The following is a 20,990-nucleotide window of genomic DNA, read 5'->3' as shown; positions in this document are numbered from 1 at the left end:
TCACCTCTCCAGGGCCAGGGCGCCGAGCTCGAGCGAGTGCCAGCCCGGGGTCAGTCGAAGGTCTTGCTGGTGCACCTCTCCGGCACGGTCCCGCCACCGCAGGTGCACCTGCACCGGCCCGTTGACGTTCTCGCCGAGGCCGATGTGCACCTCGTGGCTGCGCTTGCCGGAGTGGCCGCTGCCGCCGTCGACCCGGCCGAGCAGCGTGCGCCCGTCCTCGGTCGTGACGGTCACCTGCGCGCCGACGACCGGGGAGCCGGGGACGTCGGCGGCGGGCTGGTCCGTGGCGGTGCCGGGCTGGTCCGTGGTGGTGCCGGGCTGGTCCGTATTGGTGCCGGGCTGGTCCCCCGCGGACGGGCCGTCGGCCGGCGCGGGCGCGTGGGTCAGCCGCAGCCCTAGGAAGGCGCCCGGGGACGGGCTCTCGTTGTGGTAGTAGACCGGCGCGTCCCACTGCCGGGCGACCGCGAAGTCGAGCCGGCCGTCGCCGTCCGCGTCACCGGTCGCGATGCCCCGCGTGGGCACCGGCACGTCCAGGCCCAGCTGCTTGGACAGGTCGCAGTACCGGCCGTTCTCGTCCTTGACGAAGAAGTGCAGTCGCTGGCTGCCGCCGATGTCGTCGCCGGCCACCACGTGCGGCCACCAGTACGGGTTGGTCACCACGCCGTCGTTCGCCATCGCCAGCTCCTGAAGCTGAGGCCAGCGGTTGACCTCGCCCTTGACGAAGCCGGTCGTCTGCGCGACGGCCAGGTTGCCGCTGTTGTTGAAGTCGGCCAGCTTCACGTCCCAGCCCCAGCCGGACCAGGCCAGGCCCAGCGGGGCGCTGCGGTCCTCGAACGGCGCGGTGCCGTCGCCCAGCTTGGCCCGCAGGTCGTCCACGTCCTTGGCCGTGCTCATGTACGCGAAGTGGCTCTCCTCCAGGCCGAACGTCGTCGTGATGTTGCTGACGTACATGTCGTAGAGGCCGTCGCCGTCGAGGTCGCCGAAGTCGACGCCCATGCCCTTGAACGAGTCCGCGCCGACCCGCTTCGACTTGGGCACGAACGGCTCGCGAACCGCCTTGACCGGCGAGAACTTGAACCGGCCCGGCGTCGACTGGTTGTAGAGCAGGCGGTCCGGGCCGAAGTCGTGCGCCAGGTAAAGCTCCGGCAGCTGGTCGCCGTCGAAGTCGTTCGCGCCCGACGCGAGCACCCAGCCCTTGGAGACGTCGCGCGGCAGCGCGTCCGCGACCATCTCGAACGTGGCCGCCGGCCGCGTGCCGGCGGTGGCGCCGGTGAACCGGAAGAGGTAGTCCTCACCGCCGTTGAAGGCGTTGGACATGGAGTGGTTCATCGACACGCCCGTGCTCTTCGTGTCGTCCAGCACCGGGCCGTGCGGGAAGTAGTTGCCGATGTAGATGTCGACGTGGCCGTCACCGTCGAAGTCGTCCGCCGCAGCGGAGTTGGAGTTCCACAGTGGACCGGTATAGCCCGGACCCTTGCCGCCCGGCACCAGCTCGGTGGGCTGGAAGGAGGCCGCGCTCAACGCCGTCTCGCCCTGGGTTTCGCGCGCCAGGTAGAGGATCGGCGTGCGGCCCCACAGGTAGACGAGCGCGTCCATCCGCCCGTCCTCGTTGAAGTCACCGGGGAGGCAGCCCATCGGCGCCATCGCCACGCCCATCGGCAGCCCGGCGGGATCCAGCGCGAACGGCGCGTACCGGCCCTCCCGGGCGCCGGGCACCGGCGTCACCACGACCTTGTCGATGCGGGGATCGGTGATGCACAGGTCGTTCGACAGACCGTCGCCGTCGAGGTCGTTCATCGCCACACCGGCACCGACCGACGAGATCCACGCGTCGATGTTCCGGTAGTCCTTGTTGACCTTGCGGATCGTCTGTTGCGGGTACCCGCCGGGCATCGCGATCGACATCGACTCGAACCCGTACCTGCTCGCCATGCTCTCCAGCTCGGCGGCTGACGCGCTGGGCAGCCGGGAGACCTGGAACAGCGTCGCGACGAGCGCCAGGGCGACGATTCCGGGCAGCTGCCTACGCAGCCAACCAACTCTCTGGGCCATGTGCTAGCACCTTCCGATCGACACGAACTCGTTGGCGATGCGCTGGCGCCACACCTCGTACGCGGGGTACTCGCCGCGGACCGGCCCGTCCGGGCGCACGCGGTCGCTCACCTCCGCCGCCTCGGTGGCCGCCATTCCGCAGAACACCTGGGTCGCGACCTCGTTGTGCGGCACCACCAGGCCGGCCCGGAGGCGGGCCGACGCCGCGAAGGAGGAACCCTGCGCGACCTGTGGGCGGCAGTCGCCGGCCCGATCCCAGAACGACCGCAGCTCGGCTTCGCTGGCGCCACCGGCGTAGGTGGCGGCCAGCCCGGCGCCGGCGTACAGGTCGGCCCGCCGGTGTTCGGCGAACTTTTCGATCATCGTGGCGACGAGGTCCGCGTCGGTCCCGCCGACGAACCACATCGCCCGGCCGATGCCCTGGTCGATGACGCGGTCGGCGTACCACCGCGGTCCGTCCGCCGGCCACGGGAACCGCTCCTCGCGGTACTGCTCGTGCACATACCGCTGGGTGCGGAAGTAGGCCTGGTGGAAGCCGTACCCGTCGAGCGCGAGCCAGCGCAGCAGCGGATCGGTCGGCGCGATCCGCGACCAGAGCATCCGGGGCAGCCGGGCCATCGCCCAGCCGACCCCGACGTACACCATGTAGATGTGCGCCTCGGCGCGGCCGGCGATGAATCGCGCGACCCTGTTTCCGCGGCCGAAGGGCATGGCGTCGCGAATTGCGAAACCCATTGCCGCGCCCTCGTACGCAAAACCGCGAAAACGTGTCGGGACGCTTTCCAGGCGCTCTTCCGCGTCGGTTGTCATGCGCGCCTCGGCGGCATATCCATAACCGAGAAGAAACGTCCGGCCGACGGTCTCCAACAAATCTCGCGATTCCGCGTCCTTGACGTGGAAGCCGCGCACGTCGAGCCTCGTGTTCGAGACGTCAGGTGTCAAAATACGGCGCCTCAGCGCTCGCCATGCACTGGTCAACTCTCCCCCAAACGGTCGACTTTTGCCCATCGCGGAGAGTGGGCTCCGTAGAAGCCTCGCAGGGACCGTTACCAATGTCTTCTTCGCGCTTGCTGCGGACTTCTTCCAACGTGCGACAGAAGCGCAATAATGCGGTTGTGGCGATTGCCACTATCGCTTAGCTGCGCAGATGTGCAATGTCCACTGTGGACTTTAGTGGAATCAGGACGCGCAGCCGACCAGGTGCCAGCTGCCCACGCGGCGGGCGGCGGCGTAGCTCGCCCACGCGACGGCCTCCACCAGCGCCCCGTCGTCCGGCTGCCCGATCCGGAACTCCCGGATGGTGTCCTCGTCGACCTGGTACGAGGCGAATGCCACCAGCAACGCCAGCCGGCCGGCGGCCTGGTCGGCCTCGGGCAGCTGGGTGACCAGGCGCTCGCACCACTCCCGGCTCAGGCCGGGCTCCTCGCCACGCCACGTCTCCAGCCGGCGCCGCACGAGCTCGCGTACGGCCGGCGACAGCGACCGCTCGCCGGCCGCCTCGAGCGCGGCGTAGGACCGGGCGACCGCGGACGCGACCGCTGGATTTCCTGCCGCCCACCCGGCGTCGGCCGGCAGCGGCGCGTCGGGCAGCAGCGGCAGCGAGCGCCCGGGCGGGCGAATCTCCCGCAGTGACGCGCTGAGCACGCGGCTGATGCCCTGCTTGAGGCGGCGGCGGGCGCGCGGGCCGAGACGGGGCGGCACCAGGAAGCTGGACAGGAAGACGTTGACCATCCGGCTGAGGTAGTGGAAGCTCACCGCGACGCCGACCAGCTCGGCGCGGCCGGCCTCGGCGAACGGGGGCCGCTGCACCGCCGGCGCGTCCGGCTGGTGCGCCACCCGGGCCCACGCCGCCAGGTCACGCACGCGGGCGTCGGCTACCTCCTCGACCCGGTCGGCGACGATCGCCTCGGCGTCGTGCTCGGTGGAGAGGTCGTACATGCCCATGCTGTGCATGTCGACGCAGTAGGGGCAGATGTTGGCCACCGAAACGGCGGCGGCCACCGCCTCCTTGGCCAGCCGGTCGACGGCTCCCCCGGTCATCAGCGGCTCGCGCATCAGCATCCAGTACGCGGCCAGCACCGGCGGCGCCGGCGAGTGCAGCAGGACCGGCGGCACGACGAGCCGCATCTCCTCGGCCACCTGCTGGTACACGGCGTCAACGAGGCCTTCCGCGGCGGATGGCGGTACCGTCCGCACGTACTTGACCTGACGTTGCACCACCGACGACACGACCCGACCCGCGACCATGGCTACCTCCCCGTCCCACTCCACCGAGCTTGGCGCGCGGGTCCGGACCGGCCTACTTCGAGCGTGCGCCGCTGTCCGGCCGGCCGGTGGCGGGCCGCGGCTCGGCCGGCAGCCCGACCGCGAGCCAGGTGCCCACCTGCCGCGCCGCCGCCAGGGCGGCCCAGGAGGTCAGCTCCACGAGTGCCTGGTCGGCGGGGTGGCCACGCCGGAAGTCCTCGACGTCGTCCGGCCCCACCTGGTACGAGGCGAAGGCGGCCAGCAGAGCCAGCCGGCCGGCGGCCCGATCGGCGGTGGCCAGGCCCGCTACGGCGTCGTCGACCCAGGCCCGGCTCAGGCCCGCCGGGCGCCCGTCCCACGTGGCGAGCCGCGCGGTGACGAGCTCGCGGACCGGCGCGGCCACCGACCGCTCGCCCGCCGCGGTGATCGCGGCGGCCGAACGCGCGAACGCCTGCGCGATGGCCGAGCTGCCGGCCGCCCACGACATGTCCCGCGGCAGCGGGGCGGCCGGCAGCAGATCGAGCGAGTCGCCCGGCTCCGGCACCCGCCGGGCCAGGGGGCGCAGCATCCGGCCGAAGACGCGCTTGACCACACCGCGCGCCACGGCGGGCAGCCCCGGCGGGAACGGCGACTCGCTGAGGAAGATGTTGACCATGCGGTTGATGTACTGGAAGACGACCGCCACGCCGATCAGCTCGGGCCCGAGCGCGGCCGCGAACGGCACCGGCCGGGTGGCGGTCTCCCGGGTGCCGGAGGCCCGTGCCCAGTCGGCGACCTCGCGCACGCGGGGGTCGGCGATCGTCTCGATCTGGTCGGCGGCGATCGCGGCCGCGTCGTCGCCCCAGGACAGCCCGTGCAGCGTGGCGCCGTGCACGTCCACGCAGTACGGGCAGGAGTTGCCGAGGGAGACCGCCGTCGCCACGACCTCCTTCACCGCCCGGTCGGCCACGCCGCCGGCGAGCAGCGTCTCGCGCAGCATCGACCAGCAGGCGGCGAGCGGTCCCGGTGCGGGCGAGTGCAGGCTGACCGGCGGGGCCAGCATGCCGAAGTCGCGCTCGACCTGCTCGTACACGCGGGCCACGAGGCCCTGCGCGGCCCGTAGCCGGATCGGGGTGAGGTATCGCACCTGCTCCACACCCGCCCGGCGGGTGCCGTGGATCATGATCGCACCCATCGTCGTCCCTCCCACGCCGCCGCTGATCAGGACCAGGGGGCGGTCGGGTACCAGGGGATGATCTCCCGCCGGGCCAGTAGCCGCACATCCCAGTACAGGAACGTGAACACGCCCGCCACGATGAGCGCCACCGCCGTGACCACCGCGACGCGCGCCGGGCGGGCGGCGAACCAGTCGCGCAGCCTGCTCCCGGCGACCGCCACAAGAAGTAGGAACAGCACGCCCATCACCACGATGTTGCCGAGCGACTGGAGGGTGAACGCCGCCGCGCCGTACAACGGGTTGCCGCTCTCCGCGGCGTCCCGGAACATCTGCCGGAAGAGGCTGAACGGGCGGCCGACGAGAAACCCGCCGATCAGCACGCCCATGAACACCATCGGCGCGTTGGGAAAGCGCCGGGCGACGCGCGCGAACGGGTCGGGCACGACGCCGAGCGCCGCGAGGCCCAGGTAGAACATCGCGAGGCCGATCAGCCCGAATACCACCATCGACTGGACGCTGCGCGGCGACAGGACGCCGGCCGTGCTCTGCGCGGTCGAGAACTGCGGCATCGACGTGCCCACGAGTCCGACGATCGCGCCGTACGTGGCGGAGACCGCGATCATCCCGACGGCGAGCCATCCGAGGGGCTTGAGCGACCGCCCGACGCGGCTCCATCGGCTGCCACCGCCCAGCATCGGCGCCATCGCGCCGAAGGCCGCGATGTTGCAGGCCGTGAACGTACCGGCCAGCCCGGAGACGAACGCGAACGCGATCCCCGCCGCCATGCCCGCGATCGGCGTCTCCTTGGCGTCGTGGCCGAGCAGCGTGTTCGCGACGTTGTCGCCGATCGTCGAGTCGACGAACTCCGCCGACCACACCACCGTCAGCAGGAAGCCGGCGAGGCTGGCCAACAGCACGATCAGCCCGCGACGCCGGGGAAAGTGCCCGTTGACGAACGTGGACGTCGCCCGCGGCCGGAGGCCAGGCAGGTCGTCGCGGGTCGACCGCCCGCCGCGGGCAATGCCGGTCTGCGCCATCGCGATCCCCCAGGAGGTAGCGGACGTGCACCGGCCGGCGCACGCTGCCACCAGCATGCTGGCGGCACGGCGCGCGGGCGTTCTTCGAAAGTGCGCACTGCGGCGCGCGCTCCGCGCCCAGATACCTCCAAAACCGACCGCACGGTCCGCAATTTCGAAGAACAGGCCGGCGGGGATCCGTCACTAGCGTCGGCACGGAAGTGTGTCAGCCACTACAGGATGGAGAACCTCATGGCGGGTCTTCAGACCGCTTCCGCTCCCGGGATCGTCGGTTGGATCAAGAGGCACCATCGCGCGACCCTCAACATTTATCTCTTCGTCGTGATAGCGCACTGGTCAGAGCATCTCGTGCAGGCGTACCAGATCTGGGTGCTCGGACGGCCGCGACCGCAGGCGCGCGGCGTGTTCGGCCAGGTCTTCCCGTGGCTCGTCACGTCGGAGTGGCTGCACTACGGGTACGCGATCGTGATGCTCGCCGGCCTCTTCCTGCTCCGGCCGGGATTCGTGGGACGGGCGAAGGTCTGGTGGACCATCGCGCTGGTCATCCAGTTCTGGCACCACATCGAGCACCTGCTGCTGCTCATCCAGGCCCAGGCGAGCGTGACCTTCTTCGGCGCCGCCCAGCCGACCAGCGTCCTCCAGCTCGTCATCACCCGGGTCGAGCTGCACCTGTTCTACAACTCGATCGTGTTCATCCCGATGATGATCGCGATGTACTACCACCTCCGCCCCAACAGGGCCGAGCTGGACGCGATGTCGTGCAGCTGCGTGGCGAGATCCAAGCCGCAACGGGTCGGCTCGCCGGCGCCGTCCGTGGCGTAGCGCATGCTCCGCCGTGCCTCGGCGCTTCTGGTCCTCACCCTGGGCGTCGCCGTGTTCGGGTTGCCGCCCGCCGGCGCCGCCCAGGGTGGGTTGACCGCGAGCACCCCGGCCGCCCAGGCGGCCCTCGCGGCGGCACCGGCCGCCGTCGAGCTGACGTTCTCCGCCGTCCCGGCCGCCGCCGACTCGCACGTCGCGGTCGTCGACGAGAGCGGCGCCAAGGTCGACACGGGCGAGCTGGCCCTGGTGGCCGCGGGCACGCTCCGGCGGCCGGTGTCGATCGGCGCCGCCGGCGACTACACGGTGGCCTACCACGTGGAGTTCGAGGGCGGTGGCGAAGCGAAGGGCATCTTGCGCTTCAGCGTCGGCACGGGCGCACCGCCGCCCGCTTCGGACCGGGCCGTCGAGGTGGCGACCGCCGCCGTGAGCGACACGCACGGGCACGGGGTCGACCCGATCGGCGCGACGCTGCTGGTCATCGACGGGCTCGTGGTGCTGGTCGTGGTGGGACTGCTGTACCTCCGGCGACCGGTGCGGCTGCCCCCGGCCTGAGCCACAGTCCCGAAATTCACTCACGTTGCACGTGCATTTTCACGAGCCGAGACGGCTTATCAACTATCGCCAATCCGACGCGCGAATCGCGATTAGTGCATGTCGATCTGATGACATGCACTGCGCGTTGCCACGTGGCGCACGCTGAGCTATGGTCATCACCCAGAAGACGGTTTCGCCGCATCTGCTTCATACCGCAGCGGCCGTCCGGTAGCCGCCGCCACCCGACGTTGAGACATGCCGGAAACCTCGCCGCAGCCTGAGATCCGCCTGACACAGGGCTTGTCGAGCCCACATCAAAAATTCGGAATGAATGCGGGATTCGTGGGAGTCTCGCACATAACTCTGTGCCACGGGGGAGGCAGAAGTGGACGAAGTCATCGAGAAGGCGGTGCACCGGGTCATCAAGATTATGCACGAAAATCTCAGCGAGCAAATCACCGTTGAGGACATGGCCCGGACCGCGATGTTCAGCAAGTTCCATTTCACGCGCATTTTCCAACGGGTAACCGGAATTTCGCCGGGCCGATTCCTGTCCGCGCTGCGCATCCAGCGGGCCAAGCAGCTGCTGCTGGCCACCTCGTTGAACGTCGCCGACATCAGCCACGAGGTGGGCTACGCCAGCGTCGGCACCTTCAGCACCCGGTTCAGCGCGAGCGTCGGTGTCTCGCCGATACGGTTTCGCCAGCTCGGCGGCCACTTGCCGGGGCTGCCGGAGGAGCCGCGGCGCGAGCCGGCCGCGCCGACCACCCTGATCCGCGGCGACATCTTCGCGCAGCACACGGACGAGCCGGGCCTGATCTTCGTCGGGCTCTTCCCCGGCCGGATCCCGCAGAGCCTCCCGGTCGCCTGCACCGTCCTGACCGGGCCGGGCGAGTTCGTCCTGGAAAACCCACCGCCGGGCACCTGGTACGTGCTGGCGCACGCGGTGAGCTCCGAAAACGAGTTCACCACACATCCGGCGTTCTCCGGTGAGCAGGACGTCTCCGTCGGCAACCACGGTCCGCTCGTCATCGGTCCCGGGCACGGGGTCCGCTCCGCCGACGTGCGGCTCACCCCGGTACGCCCGACCGATCCGCCGGTCCTGATGGCGATGCTCAAGGGGGCACCGGGTACGCCCGGCTGACGGCGTCAGCCCGCGATGCCCAGTCGGGCGGCGACGTGCGTGCGCACCCTCTCCCGCCACACCTCGTAGTTCGGCTCCGATGACGAGTCCGCTCCGGTGACGGCGACGACGTCGGCGAGCTCGGACGCCGCCGCGATCGACATGCCGGCCATGACGCCCACCGCGACCTCGGTGTGCTCGGGCTCGAACCCGGAGAAGGCCCGCGCCTTGGCCGCGAAGACCGCGCCCTGGGCCAGATGCGGCCGGTGTTCGCCGGCGGCCCGGCACAGCACGCCGAGGCCGCCGGCGTCACTGCCACCGGCGAACGCCGCGGCGAGGCCGACGCCGCTCCACAGGTCCGCCTGCCGGTCGGCGGCGAACGCGCCGACCGCCGCGGCCACATCCGGCGCCTGTCCACCGTGGATGAACCAGAGCGCCCGGCCGATGCCCTGGTCGACCGCGCGCGGGAAGTAGTCGGCGCGGCCGTCCCAGGCGTACGCGGGGAGTCGCTTCTGCCGGGTCACCCAGCGGTCGCGGTCGAAGTAGGCACGGTCGAAGCCGTAGCCGTCCACCGCCAGCCAGCTCATCGTCGGGTAGTACGGCGTGCCGGTCAGGTCGGGCAGGACGTTGCGCCAGAGCGGCCGGGGCAGCCGGGCCATGGCGAAGCCGATCCCGATGTAGGTGAGGAACGTGTGCGGCACGGCGGGGCCGCGGAGCAGGTCGCGGGCCCGGTGGCCGCGCCCGGCCGCCATGGCGTCCCGCACGGTCAGCGCCATCGTCGCCCCTTCGTAGGCGAATCCGCGCATCTCCGCTTCGACGAGTTCCAAGCGGCGTTCCAGCTCCCATTGGCCGCGTACTTCGATGCCCCATTCAAAGCCGCAGACGACTGCCTGGGGAATGGCCTCGAGTCGTACGGTCGCCGCCGTCTGCCGTACCGGAAAACCCAGCCCCGAAAAGCTGACGTGGTCGAACGACGGAGTCAACACCAACCTGCGAAGTGAACCGAGTGCCGATGGCATTTGGGCGCCTCTCCCCTCCATGTCGTCCCTCCCATGGTGGTGGCGCCCGGCCGACGGTTTCTTCTCTCTAAGTGCGCTCCTTGGAAAGATTCCAGTCGAGGCTCCCTTGCGCACGCAGGGAGACGATCGCCCACCGCCACCCTCGGGACGATGGTGCTGCCGCGAATTTGATTTATCCCGATTCTTCGACGAATCGCGCACGTCCTGCGGCACAAGTCACCGGCGAGAAGGAGGCGATGTCGTGCAACCGGGCGACAACGACAGAGTAAGGGCGAAGACGCTCACGATAGAGGCGTTCGCCGACACCATCATTCCGGGAGAGAAACGGTCACCGGAGGACCGGGCGGTGGCGGGCGCGGCGGCGGGCGGCGGCGCCGTGGCGGCGGGTGCGATGGAGCTGCTGGAGCAGCCCGGCGGTGGCCTGGCCCCGACGCTGGAGGCGCTGGCGCTGGGGCTCAACGCCCACGCCGAGCAGTACGCGGACGAGCAGGGCGTGACGCTCGACGGCGACGTGCCGGCGTTCGTGGCGCTGCCGTTCGCGCACCGGACCGCGCTCGTCCAGCGCCTCACCGCACCGGACCATCCGGAGAAGCCGATGTGGGTCGGGCTGGCCTTGTTCAGCAACATGGCCTTCGACAGCGCGGCCCACATGAATACCGTCGAGGCCTTCGCGTCCACTCATCCCGGACTAATCGCGATTGGCTATTTCCGGCCGAACGCCGAGGGCCTTTTCGAATTCGACGAGTTCTCCTACGGCCGGCCCCTGTCCCCCATCCATCCCCACACCACACCGATGGGCGATCCAGCATGACGACAATCGAAAAGACCGACGTTCTCGTGATCGGCAGTGGCTTCGGCGGCGCGATCGCGGCCTACCACCTCGCCGCGGGCGGCGCCCGGGTCGTGGTCCTCGAGCGCGGTCCCTGGCTCACCGCCGACGAGTTCGACCACGACTTCAAGCTCGGCTCGTCGTACACCCGGGTCTTCGACTTCGTCGTGGGCGACGGGATGAGCGTGCTCGGCGGCAACTGCGTCGGCGGCGGCAGCGTCGTCTACTTCGCGACGATGCCCCGGGCGCCGAGGTTCGTCTTCGAGCGGATGGGCAGCATCGGCCGCCGCATGTGGCCGGCGTCGATCGACCGGGACAGCCTCGACCCGTGGTACGACCGGGTCGTCGAGGCCCTGCCGGTCACCCAGCAGACCTGGGAGAAGGTGCCGTACGCCGGCGGCCTCTGGGCGGCGGCCTGCGCGCACGCCGGGCGTACCGCCAACCCGGTGCCGTCGGCCGTCGACGTCGACATGTGCACCAACTGCAACTGGATGATGGCCGGGTGCAGGTTCGACGCCAAGCGCTCGCTCCTGCTCAACTACCTGCCCGCGGCACTCGCGCACGGCGCCGAGATCCGCCCGATGCACGAGGTGCAGCACCTGACCCGCACCGATGACGGCGGCTACCGGGTGCACTACCGGATCGTCGACGACGAGGACTACCGGGTGCTGCACGCCAGCGGTGCGATCGACGCGAAGATCGTGGTGGTCGCCGCCGGCGCCGGCGCGACGCCGGTGATCCTGAAGCGCTCGGAGTCGACGCTCGGCCCGATGCCACCGGCGGTGGGCCGGTACTTCTCCGGCAACGGGGAGCGGCTCAACACCGCGATCCTCGACGAGGACCGGGTGCGCGAGGTGCTCGGCCTGACCCGGGCGGACGGGCTGGCCTACGCCGCCAACCAGATCGGCCGCGGCCCGACCGTGGCCAGCTGGGACAAGCTCGACGGCAGCCTCCCGGAGTACGAGCGCTTCTCGCTCGAGCAGCTGTACTTCCCGCCGGGGCTGGGCACGATCCTCGCCCAGGTGCCGGGCGCGCCCGGCCCGAGCTGGTTCGGCGTGGAGAAGAAGGAGATGCTGCGCCGCTGGCAGTCCTGGCTGACGATCTTCATCATGTCCGAGGACGACAACGAGGGCGTCTTCGGTCCGCTGCCGGAGACCGGCAACGCGCTGCGGCTCTCGCAGCAGATGCTCGGCCATGGCCCGCTGCGCTACCGGCCGACCGAAAACACCCGGCGCGGGTGGGCCCTGGCCGACGCGGAGGTCAAGGACATCCTGGAACGGGACGGGCTGGCTCGCGTGGCGCCGTGGACCAACGACCTCGTCGGCGCGTACACGGTCCATCCCCTCGCGTCCTGCCGGATCGGCGACGACCCGGCCACCTCGGCGCTGGACGACCGGCACGAGCTGCGCGGCCATCCCGGCATCTTCGTCACCGACGGCTCCGCGGTGCCGGGCGGGCTGACGGTCAACCCGGCGCTGACCATCGCGGCCCTGGCGGAACGGGCCATGCCCGCGATCGTGCGGGCGGCACAGGAACGCGGCGTGGCGGTGCGTTACGGCGCGCCCTCCCCCGACGGCGAGACCGCGGGCCGCCGAGCCGTGGTGCCCACGGCGTGACGGGCTGGCGCCGGCGTGGCCAGGAGCGCCGGCGCCACCCGATTCATCCGGGCGTGCCGAGGAACCTGTCTTGATCGGCGATTGCCGCTATGGAGAGTGGGATGCAATACTATCCGGGCGCGCATCTCAATCCGGCCCAATTCCGACACGTCGCCCGCGTGGACCGGCTCGCGCCCACTTCACGATTGCGCTTCGTGGTCGGTTGACTATCCTCCGCATTGCTAACAGGGCGGGACTCCGCTAGCCTCGACGCAGGCAAGACAAGTGCCTGGTCGGGATGCGGAGCGGGGTCGCAGAAAATGCGACTCACGTCATTTATCAAACAGAAGTCAGCACCTTTCACGGTGCCTTCCTGATACTCCAAACTCCGACCTCGCCAGCGGGGGGACGACTTCCGCGGGAATCGAATACGCAAAGCCGTACGGCATTCTCGGTCGATGGAGGTATCGTGGCGGACTCAATCGAGCAAGCCGTTAGGCGCGCCATCGCAACAATGCGGGAAAATCTCGGCGAGCAGCTTACCGTCGACGATATGGCGCGCTCGGCGATGTTTAGCAAGTTTCATTTCACGCGCATCTTCCAGCGCGCCACGGGGATATCCCCCGGTCGTTTTCTGTCCGCCCTGCGACTACAGCGGGCAAAGGACCTTCTGGTGTCGACCTCGTTGAATGTCGCCGACATCAGCATGCGGGTCGGCTACAACAGCGTCGGCACCTTCAGCTCGCGGTTCACCAGGAGCGTCGGCATGTCGCCGACCACCTACCGCAAGCTGTCCGGGTTTGCCCACCAGATCCCCACCGACCCGCGCTTCGGCATGGCGAAGGCCGCCAGCGCCCAGGTGTACGGCAGTATCTCCCTCCCGCCCGGCGAGGCGCCCGGCCTGGTGTTCGCCGGCCTGTTTCCCACCCGGGTGCCGGAGGGCCTGCCGGTGCGGTGCTCCATCCTGCCCAGACCGGGCCTGTACGAGTTCGACGACGTGCCGCCCGGCACCTGGTACCTGCTGGCGCAGTCGGTCGCCGGCGACTTCGACGAGCCGGGCGCCGCCGCCGACAGTGCCGAGCGGCTCGTCTCCGTCGCCAGCCACGGGCCGCTGACCGTACACAAGGACGGCGTCATCCGCGCCGACCTGCGGCTCCAACCCGCGCAGGCACTCGACCCGCCGGTGCTGCTGGCCCTGCTCGACGCCCGCAAGCTGGCCCTGTCGAGGTCGTCCGGCGACGAGACGCATCCGGTGCCGTCGATCGCCGCGGCGCGTTTCACGCACGTCCACGCTGGCCGCACCGCGGCCTAGCGGCCGCAACAATGAAGAGGACGTTGTCCGCTTGTCGCTCGTACCGTGGTTGAGAGGACGCCGCCGCCACGGCGACGCGCTCCCGGTGAGCTATGGCGGGGGGAGTCCATGCGCATCTCCGATCTGAGCAAGCACACCGGCGTGCCCGTGGCCACGATCAAGTTCTACCTCCGCGAGCGCCTCCTCCCGCCGGGCACGCCGACCGGCCGAAACCAGGCGGAGTACGGCGAGGAGCACGTGCGGCGGCTGCGGCTGATCCGGGCTTTCACCGTCATCGGGCAGCTCGACCTCTCCACCGTCCGCGAGCTGCTGACCGCCATCGAAGACGAGGAGCTGCCCCTGCCGGGGCTGTACGACGTCGTCAACCAGGCGGTCTTCCCCTCCGAGCCGGCGGCTCGCGAGACCGGCGCCAGGCGGCGGGCCCGGGCCGACGTCGACCGGTTCATCGGAGAGCTCGGCTGGCGGGTCGGCCCCGGCGCGGCCGGCCGCGACCGGCTCGCCCACGTGCTGGCGACGTTGCAGCAGCTCGGCTGCGAGTTCGGCGCCGACTTCTTCACGGAGTACGCGATCGCGGCCGAGCGGCTGGCGGTCGAGGAGCTCGACCTGCTCCCGCCGGACGGCGAGGAGGCCGACCGGGCGGCAGCGGTAGTGCGGACGATCCTGCTCGACGTCGCGCTGTCCGCGCTGCGCCGGATGGCCCAGGAGCACCACCTCGCGCTGCGCTTCGCGCCGGTCACCCGCCCGTGACCAAAGCTCCTCCCAAGCAGCCGGAGCCGCTTGGGAGGAGCGTTGGGCACGGGCGACCCGGTTACCGGGCGGCGGCCGCGAACTGGCCCGGTGCGCGTCCCGGTCCGGCCGGGCCGCGGTAGGCCTGCGCGATGTCCAGCCACCGCTCGGCGTCCGGCCCGGTGGCGGTGAGCCCGAGGTCGGCGTGGTGCCGGCGCCGGGTCACCAGCATGCAGAAGTCGGCCGCCGGGCCGGTGATCCGCTGCACCGCGTCGGGCGGGCCGAAGGCCCACAGCTTTCCGGAGGGCGCGGTCAGCTCGAACCGGAACTGCACGTCGGGAGCCTTGAGGCCACGAGCCAGGTAGCCGAAGTCCCAGGTGCGCACCGCGAACGCCACGACGTGCCCGATCCGGTCGGTGAACTCCCGCCGCACGCCGAGCGCGTCCGCGACGTCCTGTCCGTGCCCGATGAGCTCCATCATGCCGGCGGCCGCGAGGACGGCGACCGGCAGCGGGCGGACCAGCCAGGGCACCATGTGGTCGAGCGGGAGGGCGCTGAGCGCCTGCCCCGCCCGCGCACGCTCGGCTCGCCAGCTGGCGAGCAGCGCGTCCGGCGGCTGCGCGAGGAAGCCGGCGAGAGCTCCCTCGACGTTCTTGTCGAAGTCTGGGCTCAGCTGGGAGGCCATGGCCGTGAACCGCTCCGGGTCGGCGGCCGCCAGCCCGGCCATGCGAAACGTCGCGGCGAGGTGGGCGATCTGGTGGGCGATCGTCCAACCCGCGGCCGGTGTGGGCAGTGCCCATCCGGCAGCGTCGAGGCCGGCCACCAGGCGGTCGAGATCGTCGCCCTCGGCGGCCAGGTCGGAGATCACGTTAGGCTGCTCTGTCACACGTCTGCCCTCTCACTCGACGGGTGCGTGTCCACGTTGGACTTCGTGATTCCTTCGAGCATGCGCGCGGCACGGAGCGCCGTCATCTCTGTCGTTGCCTTATGCCACAGGCATTTCAGGAGAAGAAACCCGCCCGCCGCGCCGATAGCATCGGTGCCGGCGGGGGATGTCTGTCCAAGGAGGACATGGTGAGCTCCGTGCGCGCCATCCGCGGCGCGATCCAGGTCGACCGCGATGATCCGGCCGCGATCGATGCCGGCACCCGCCTTCTCGTGGCCGAGGTCATCGGCCGCAACGGGCTGGCGGCCGGCGACATCATCAGCGTCCTCTTCACGATGACGCCGGACCTCGTCAGCCGCTTCCCCGCCGCGGCGGCCCGCGGCCTCGGCCTCGCCGACGTGCCGCTGCTGTGCGCCGTGGAGATCGCCGTCCCGGGCGCCATGCGGCGGGTGATCCGGCTCCTGGCACACGTACACACCGATCGTTCACCATCCGATGTGGAGCATGTCTATCTTCGCGGTGCCACCCGGTTGCGTCCGGACCTCCAAGGGCCTCCGGGCGTGGGGCACCGCTCGTAGCGGGCGTTCCGCCCGGTTGAAAGGGGCACACAGTGGTCGTCGTCATGGCATCGGATGCCAAGCCCTCGGACATCCAGGCCGTCGTTGCCCTCGTGGAGTCGGCAGGCGGCGAGGCGTTCGTCAGCCGGGGCATCAGTCGCGTCATCATCGGTCTCGTCGGTGACGTGGAGCAGTTCGCCCGGCTCAACATCCGCGGCATGCGTGGCGTCCGCGACGTCACCCGGATCTCGGCCGGCTACAAGCTGGTCAGCCGCGAACACCATCCGGCCCGCTCCGCCGTGCGGGTGGGCGGCGTGCCGATCGGCCCTGACACGGTCACGCTGATCGCCGGCCCGTGCGCCGTGGAGACGCCCGACCAGACGCTCGCCGCGGCCCGGATGGCCCAGCGCGCCGGCGCCGTCCTGCTGCGCGGCGGTGCCTTCAAGCCGCGCACCTCGCCCTACGCGTTCCAGGGTCTGGGTGAGCGGGGCCTGCGGATCCTGGCCGACGTGCGCGCGGAGACCGGCCTCCCGTTCGTGACCGAGGTGCTCGACGCCGACCAGGTCGACATGGTCGCCCAGTACGCCGACATGCTCCAGGTTGGCGCCCGCAACATGCAAAACTTCGCGCTGCTCCAGGCGCTGGGCGCCGTGGGTAAGCCGGTGCTGCTCAAGCGCGGCCTGTCCGCGACCATCGAGGAGTGGCTGATGGCCGCCGAGTACATCGCGCAGCGCGGCAACCTCGACGTCGTCCTCTGCGAGCGCGGCATCCGGACCTTCGAGACCGCCACCCGCAACACGCTCGACATCTCGGCCGTACCGGTGGCGCAGAGCCTCTCGCACCTGCCGGTCATCGTCGACCCGTCACACTCCGGCGGCCGCCGGGACCTGGTGCTCCCACTCAGCCGCGCGGCGGTCGTCGCCGGTGCGGACGGCCTCGTGGTCGACGTGCACCCCGAGCCGAGCGTGGCGCTGTGCGACGGGCCGCAGGCGCTGATCGCGGACGACCTCGCGGTGCTGGCGCGCGACCTGCGCGACCTGACCGGCTTCATGGGCCGCCAGCTCCCCGAGCCGGCCACCGTCCCGGTCGGCTGAGCCACTGCTGTCGATCAGGGAGCTGGTGGGCGTCCACCAAACTCCCTGATCGACCCGAAGCCACCGTGGCGGCTTCATGCGCGGTCAGGCGTGCAGCTCGCCACCGTTGACGTGCAAGCACTGGCCGGTGATGGCGCTGGCCTGACTCGAGGCCAGGAAGACCACCGCGTTCGCGACCTCGGCCGCCTCCGGGAGGCGGCGCAGGTCCAGCGTGGCGGCGGCCTCGTCGTAGACCTCCTGCTCGGTCACCCCGCGCTCCCCCGCCAGGTAGGCGAAGTAGCCCCGCAGTGGCTCGGACCAGACGTAGTTCGGCATCACCGTGTTGACCCGGACGCCGGACGGACCGAGCTCCGTCGACAGGCTCTGCGCCAGCGACAGCAGGCCGCTCTTCGACAGCTTGTACGCGCCGAACCTCGGCTTCGACTGCCGCACCACCATCGCGTTGGTCACGACGATCGCGCCCTTGCGGGCGATCAGCGTGGGCGCCAACCGCTGGGTGATGCGCAGCGCGCCGAAGACGTCCAGCTCCAGGCTCGCCTTCATCGCCGCGGGATCGATCGCGACCAGCTCCTCGAAGGTCGGGACCGCGAAGGCGTTGAACAGCAACGCGTCCACGCCGCCGAAGTTGTCCTCCGCGGCCTTCGCCAGCGCGTCGACCGCCGAGTCGTCGGTCAGGTCGGTCGGCACCGGCAGCGCGCGCCGGCCCAGGGCCTCGACCTCCTTCGCGACGTCGGCGAGCACCGGCTCGCTGCGCGCGGCCAGCACCACGTCGGCACCGGCGCGGGCGCAGGCCAACGCGATGGCCCGGCCCAGCCCTGGGCCGACGCCGGCGACGACCGCTACCTTGTCCTGCAACATCGTGCCTCCTCAGGTGGTCGTGAGATCGTCGCGCGCCGCGCGCAGGTGTGCGAACGACGCCAGGTCGGGCACGGTCCAGCCGTCGAGGTCGTACTCGCTCATGCATTCCTCGACGAACCGCTTGTACCCGTCGATCTGGCCGGAGGCGAGCTGGGCGAAGAACAGCTCGACCCGGGTGTTCTCGTGGTTGCCGGAGTAGTTGCGCTCATAGAGCTCGTGCCGGCCGCCGAACTCGGTGCCGACCGCGTCCCAGAGCAGTTTCATCAGCTTGACCCGCTCGACGGCGTCGCTGCCGTTCGAGCCGCGCAGGTAGGTGTCCAAGTAGGACCGGATCTCCGGGTTCTTGAAGTCCTCCGCGCTGGAGTTGATGTAGATGAGCCCGCTCGCCACGTCCTGCATGATGATCTCGCGGATGCGGGGGTAGCCGACCTGCATGAACCACCGGTAAGCCTGGCCGTACTGCGGGTTCGGCAGCACCGCGCCGTTGACCCAGGGCACCGGGTTGCGCGCGGCCGCGTCCGAGAGCGCCCAGAAGAGGTTGCGCCAGGCGAGCACCTCGCCGAGCCGGCTCTGCACGCCACGGAAGTCCTTGGTGCCGGTCAGCTCCAGCGCCTTGGCCAGCAGGCCGGCGATGAACTCGAGCTTGACCGCCAGCCGGGTCATGCCGTGAAACGTGAACCGCTCGGTGAAGCCGGAGCGCCCGGCGAACATCTGCACCTTGCCGAGGTCGCCGTAGACGAAGACGTTCTCCCACGGGATCTCGACCTTGTCGAGGATGAGCACGGTGTCGTTCTCGTCGAGCCGGGACGAGAGCGGGTAGTCGAACGGGCTGCCCATCACCGCGGCAGTCGCCGAGTACGACGGCCGGCAGATCAGCTTCATCCCGCGGGCGCCCATGGGCACGGTGGCGATCAGCGCGAACTCCCGCTTCTTCACCGGCATGCCGTGGTGGGCGATGAAGTTGTAGTGGGTCAGCGCCGATCCGGTCGCGACCACCTTGGCGCCGCTCACGACGAGCCCCGCGTCCGTCTCGCGTTCGACGTGCACGTACACGTCGGCGACCTCGTCGGGCGGCCGGTTGCGGTCGACCGGTGGGTGGACGACCGCGTGGTTCCAGAACTGGACCTGCTCCTGTGACCGGCGGTACCAGGCCCGCGCGTTGCCCGCGTACTCGCCGTAGAAGTCGGCGTTGGCGCCCAACGTGCCGAGGAACGACGCCTTGTAGTCCGGGCTGCGCCCCATCCAGCCGTAGCTCATCCGGGCCCACGCCGCGATCGCGCGCTGGTCGGCCACGAGGTCGCTCGCGCTGTACGGCGTGGTGAAGAACCGGTGGGTGAAGCCCTCGCCACCGCTGTCGACCGGCGCGGTCAGCACCTCCTTCTGCGCCGGGTCGTGCAGCGCGTCGTAGAGCCGCGCGGTCATCCGCACCGCGTTGGCGAACGCCGGGTGCGTGGTGACGTCCTTGACCCGGTCGCCGTAGAGGTAGATCTCCCGGTCGTCGCGCAGGCTGTCGATGTACTCCGCGCCGGTGAACGGCCGGGTCATCGCAGCTGACCCACGTGCGGCAGGACGGCGTCGGCGAACTCGCCACGGGCCAGGGCGGCGGTGACCGTCTCCAGGTCGTCTGCCATGTAGCGGTCGCGGTCGAGCGTCGGCACCATCGAGCGCACGTGGTCGTAGGTCGCGCGGGCCGCCGGGCTGAGGTCGCCGTAGCGGCCCGAGATGTCGACGGCCTGCGCGGCGGCCAGGTACTCCAGCGCCAGGATGGTGTCGTTGTTGCGCAGCACCCGGCGCGCGTTGCGGGCGGCGATCAGGCCCATGCTGACCACGTCCTGGTTGTCCCCATTGGACGGTACGCTCTGCGTGCTCGCCGGCCCGATGGTGCGGTTTTCCGCGATCAGCGCGGTCGCGGGGTACTGCGCGCCGGCGAAGCCGCTGTTGAGCCCCGGGTCGCCGGCGACGAGGAACTCGGGCAGGCCGTAGCTCAGGTGGCGGTTGAGCAGCCGGTTGGACTGGCGCTCGGAGAGCACGCCGAGCTGGGTCAGCGCGATCGTGACGAAGTCCATCACGGACGCGACCGGCTGCCCGTGGAAGTTGGCGCCGTGGAAGATCTCCTGGCCTTCGAAGAAGAGCGGGTTGTCGTTGGCCGAGTTGAGCTCGATGTGGATTTTGTTGGTGGCGTGCGCGAGCGTGTCGCGCACCGAGCCGAGGATCTGCGGGATCGCCCGCAGCGAGTACGCCTTCTGGAGGTACACGTTCGTGCGGGTGACGTCCTTGCCCTCCTCCTTGGTGGCCGCCACCTGCTTGCGCAGGTCACTGTGCTCCACAGTGGAGAGACTGCCGCGCATCAGCGCGCGGAGGTTCGCGGCGGTGTCGATCTGGCCCTGGTGCGGCCGCGCGATGTCGTGCCCCTCGGGCAGGAACGGGCTCGTCGAGCCCCGCAGCGCCTCGACCACCAGCGCGGTGACGATCTCCGCCTGGCGTACCTGGATCAGCGCCTGGTCCACCACGAGCGCGCCGACGCCGGTCATCGCCGACGTGCCGTTGATCAGGGCGAGGCCCTCCTTGAAACGCAGCTCCAGCGGCTCGATCCCGTGCCGGCGCAGCACGGTCGCGGTCGGCACCTTGCTGGTGCCGCTCAGCACGTACCCCTCACCGATCACAGTGGACGCCACGTGCGAGAGCGGGGCCAGGTCGCCGCTCGCGCCGAGCGAGCCGATCTCCGGGATCGCCGGCGTGATGCCCAGGTTGAGGTAGAGCGCGAGCCGCTCCAGCACGTCGGGGCGGACCGCGGAGTGGCCCTTGGCGAGCGCGTTGAGGCGGGCAGCCACGATCGCGCGCGACTCGCGGCGGCTGAAGAGCGGCCCGACGCCGGCGCTGTGGCTGCGCACGAGGTTGGTCTGGAGCTCGACCTCCTTGGCGGGGTCGACAAGCATGTAGATCATCTCGCCGTAGCCGGTGGTCACCCCGTACACCGGGATGTCCTGGCGGACGATGTCCTCGAACATCGCGCGGCTCTTGGCGGCCCGCGCGAGCGCCGCGGGTGCCACCTCGCAGGGCCGGTCGTCGTCGGCGATCCGGCGAACACCCGGGATGTCCAGGGTCTCGCCGTCCAGCAGGACGGTGGTCTCGGTCGTGGTCACTTTCCC

19 protein-coding genes are annotated in these 20,990 nt (G+C 70.6%); 9 read left to right on the top strand and 10 right to left on the bottom strand.

Features of this window, described 5'->3' with window-relative positions; genetic code table 11:
• From ACTMTJ_RS22050 to ACTMTJ_RS22030, 5 genes are all read right to left on the bottom strand, one after another.
• Positions 1-2,052, bottom strand: a complete 2,052-nt coding sequence (locus tag ACTMTJ_RS22050) for a CRTAC1 family protein (RefSeq protein ID WP_441219463.1) — start codon at positions 2,050-2,052, stop codon at positions 1-3.
• Positions 2,053-2,055: 3 nt separating this feature from the next.
• On the bottom strand, positions 2,056-3,060 hold the full coding sequence (locus ACTMTJ_RS22045) for a DUF1702 family protein (protein WP_441219461.1): 1,005 nt from the start codon (positions 3,058-3,060) through the stop codon (positions 2,056-2,058).
• Between the two features lie 171 nt (positions 3,061-3,231).
• Positions 3,232-4,299, bottom strand: a complete 1,068-nt coding sequence (locus ACTMTJ_RS22040; protein ID WP_441219460.1) for a carboxymuconolactone decarboxylase family protein — start codon at positions 4,297-4,299, stop codon at positions 3,232-3,234.
• Between the two features lie 52 nt (positions 4,300-4,351).
• Entirely contained in the window at positions 4,352-5,470 is a 1,119-nt protein-coding gene (locus ACTMTJ_RS22035) for a carboxymuconolactone decarboxylase family protein (protein ID WP_441219459.1), read from the bottom strand.
• Positions 5,471-5,496: 26 nt separating this feature from the next.
• Positions 5,497-6,489 carry a hypothetical protein gene (locus ACTMTJ_RS22030; protein ID WP_441219457.1) on the bottom strand — a complete coding sequence of 331 codons (993 nt, stop codon included), beginning with the start codon at positions 6,487-6,489 and terminating at the stop codon, positions 5,497-5,499.
• A gap of 231 nt (positions 6,490-6,720) precedes the next feature.
• Between ACTMTJ_RS22030 and ACTMTJ_RS22025 the strand changes: the two genes are divergently transcribed.
• From ACTMTJ_RS22025 to ACTMTJ_RS22015, 3 genes are all read left to right on the top strand, one after another.
• Positions 6,721-7,311: a hypothetical protein gene (locus ACTMTJ_RS22025; RefSeq protein ID WP_441219455.1), complete on the top strand. Its 591-nt coding sequence runs from the start codon at positions 6,721-6,723 to the stop codon at positions 7,309-7,311.
• A gap of 3 nt (positions 7,312-7,314) precedes the next feature.
• Complete coding sequence (locus ACTMTJ_RS22020; protein ID WP_441219453.1) at positions 7,315-7,860, top strand: copper resistance CopC family protein; 546 nt, start codon at positions 7,315-7,317, stop codon at positions 7,858-7,860.
• Positions 7,861-8,227: 367 nt separating this feature from the next.
• Entirely contained in the window at positions 8,228-8,986 is a 759-nt protein-coding gene (locus tag ACTMTJ_RS22015; protein ID WP_441219451.1) for an AraC family transcriptional regulator, read from the top strand.
• 5 nt (positions 8,987-8,991) lie between these two features.
• Here the strand turns inward: ACTMTJ_RS22015 and ACTMTJ_RS22010 are convergent, their stop codons facing one another.
• On the bottom strand, positions 8,992-9,984 hold the full coding sequence (locus ACTMTJ_RS22010; protein ID WP_441219449.1) for a DUF1702 family protein: 993 nt from the start codon (positions 9,982-9,984) through the stop codon (positions 8,992-8,994).
• A 241-nt stretch (positions 9,985-10,225) separates the two neighbouring features.
• Between ACTMTJ_RS22010 and ACTMTJ_RS22005 the strand changes: the two genes are divergently transcribed.
• From ACTMTJ_RS22005 to ACTMTJ_RS21990, 4 genes are all read left to right on the top strand, one after another.
• Positions 10,226-10,795, top strand: coding sequence for a DUF5987 family protein (locus ACTMTJ_RS22005; protein WP_441219447.1), 570 nt, complete (start codon positions 10,226-10,228; stop codon positions 10,793-10,795).
• Positions 10,792-12,429, top strand: a complete 1,638-nt coding sequence (locus ACTMTJ_RS22000; RefSeq protein WP_441219445.1) for a GMC family oxidoreductase N-terminal domain-containing protein — start codon at positions 10,792-10,794, stop codon at positions 12,427-12,429. The genes ACTMTJ_RS22005 and ACTMTJ_RS22000 overlap by 4 nt, the downstream gene beginning before the upstream one ends.
• A gap of 448 nt (positions 12,430-12,877) precedes the next feature.
• The gene (locus tag ACTMTJ_RS21995) at positions 12,878-13,720 is read left to right on the top strand and encodes a helix-turn-helix domain-containing protein (RefSeq protein ID WP_441219443.1); all 843 of its coding nucleotides are present in this window, start codon (positions 12,878-12,880) and stop codon (positions 13,718-13,720) included.
• A 108-nt stretch (positions 13,721-13,828) separates the two neighbouring features.
• Positions 13,829-14,467 (top strand): MerR family transcriptional regulator, encoded by a 639-nt coding sequence (locus ACTMTJ_RS21990; protein WP_441219441.1) that lies wholly within the window; start codon positions 13,829-13,831, stop codon positions 14,465-14,467.
• A 61-nt stretch (positions 14,468-14,528) separates the two neighbouring features.
• On the opposite strand, the gene ACTMTJ_RS21985 is transcribed toward ACTMTJ_RS21990, so the two are convergent.
• On the bottom strand, positions 14,529-15,332 hold the full coding sequence (locus tag ACTMTJ_RS21985; protein ID WP_441219439.1) for a TIGR03084 family metal-binding protein: 804 nt from the start codon (positions 15,330-15,332) through the stop codon (positions 14,529-14,531).
• Between the two features lie 188 nt (positions 15,333-15,520).
• Between ACTMTJ_RS21985 and aroH the strand changes: the two genes are divergently transcribed.
• Positions 15,521-15,910: a chorismate mutase gene (gene aroH / locus ACTMTJ_RS21980; RefSeq protein ID WP_441219437.1), complete on the top strand. Its 390-nt coding sequence runs from the start codon at positions 15,521-15,523 to the stop codon at positions 15,908-15,910.
• 44 nt (positions 15,911-15,954) lie between these two features.
• Entirely contained in the window at positions 15,955-16,983 is a 1,029-nt protein-coding gene (gene aroF / locus ACTMTJ_RS21975; RefSeq protein WP_441219435.1) for a 3-deoxy-7-phosphoheptulonate synthase, read from the top strand.
• An 84-nt stretch (positions 16,984-17,067) separates the two neighbouring features.
• Here the strand turns inward: aroF and ACTMTJ_RS21970 are convergent, their stop codons facing one another.
• From ACTMTJ_RS21970 to cmdF, 3 genes are read right to left on the bottom strand one after another with little or no spacing between them, the layout of a single operon-like run.
• Positions 17,068-17,841: an SDR family oxidoreductase gene (locus tag ACTMTJ_RS21970; protein ID WP_441219433.1), complete on the bottom strand. Its 774-nt coding sequence runs from the start codon at positions 17,839-17,841 to the stop codon at positions 17,068-17,070.
• A 9-nt stretch (positions 17,842-17,850) separates the two neighbouring features.
• Positions 17,851-19,386, bottom strand: coding sequence for a 4-hydroxyphenylacetate 3-hydroxylase family protein (locus ACTMTJ_RS21965; protein ID WP_441219431.1), 1,536 nt, complete (start codon positions 19,384-19,386; stop codon positions 17,851-17,853).
• Complete coding sequence (cmdF, locus tag ACTMTJ_RS21960) at positions 19,383-20,984, bottom strand: tyrosine 2,3-aminomutase (protein WP_441219429.1); 1,602 nt, start codon at positions 20,982-20,984, stop codon at positions 19,383-19,385. Before cmdF ends, ACTMTJ_RS21965 begins: the two co-directional genes overlap by 4 nt.
• Positions 20,985-20,990: the final 6 nt, after the last annotated feature.

Origin of the sequence: Phytohabitans sp. LJ34, assembly GCF_052068095.1 — a bacterium.
Lineage (GTDB): Bacteria > Actinomycetota > Actinomycetes > Mycobacteriales > Micromonosporaceae > Phytohabitans.
This window is presented reverse-complemented; position numbering and strand designations above follow the sequence as displayed.

Coding starts and splice junctions, on each gene's coding strand:
- aroF (WP_441219435.1), top strand. CDS start 15,955: ATGGCATCGGATGCCAAGCCCTCGGACATCCAGGCCGTCGTTGCCCTC.
- ACTMTJ_RS21965 (WP_441219431.1), bottom strand. CDS start 19,386: ATGACCCGGCCGTTCACCGGCGCGGAGTACATCGACAGCCTGCGCGAC.
- ACTMTJ_RS22025 (WP_441219455.1), top strand. CDS start 6,721: ATGGCGGGTCTTCAGACCGCTTCCGCTCCCGGGATCGTCGGTTGGATC.
- ACTMTJ_RS22000 (WP_441219445.1), top strand. CDS start 10,792: ATGACGACAATCGAAAAGACCGACGTTCTCGTGATCGGCAGTGGCTTC.
- ACTMTJ_RS22045 (WP_441219461.1), bottom strand. CDS start 3,060: ATGGGCAAAAGTCGACCGTTTGGGGGAGAGTTGACCAGTGCATGGCGA.
- ACTMTJ_RS21990 (WP_441219441.1), top strand. CDS start 13,829: ATGCGCATCTCCGATCTGAGCAAGCACACCGGCGTGCCCGTGGCCACG.
- ACTMTJ_RS21970 (WP_441219433.1), bottom strand. CDS start 17,841: ATGTTGCAGGACAAGGTAGCGGTCGTCGCCGGCGTCGGCCCAGGGCTG.
- ACTMTJ_RS22020 (WP_441219453.1), top strand. CDS start 7,315: ATGCTCCGCCGTGCCTCGGCGCTTCTGGTCCTCACCCTGGGCGTCGCC.
- ACTMTJ_RS22035 (WP_441219459.1), bottom strand. CDS start 5,470: ATGGGTGCGATCATGATCCACGGCACCCGCCGGGCGGGTGTGGAGCAG.
- ACTMTJ_RS22050 (WP_441219463.1), bottom strand. CDS start 2,052: ATGGCCCAGAGAGTTGGTTGGCTGCGTAGGCAGCTGCCCGGAATCGTC.
- ACTMTJ_RS22010 (WP_441219449.1), bottom strand. CDS start 9,984: ATGCCATCGGCACTCGGTTCACTTCGCAGGTTGGTGTTGACTCCGTCG.
- ACTMTJ_RS22040 (WP_441219460.1), bottom strand. CDS start 4,299: ATGGTCGCGGGTCGGGTCGTGTCGTCGGTGGTGCAACGTCAGGTCAAG.
- ACTMTJ_RS22030 (WP_441219457.1), bottom strand. CDS start 6,489: ATGGCGCAGACCGGCATTGCCCGCGGCGGGCGGTCGACCCGCGACGAC.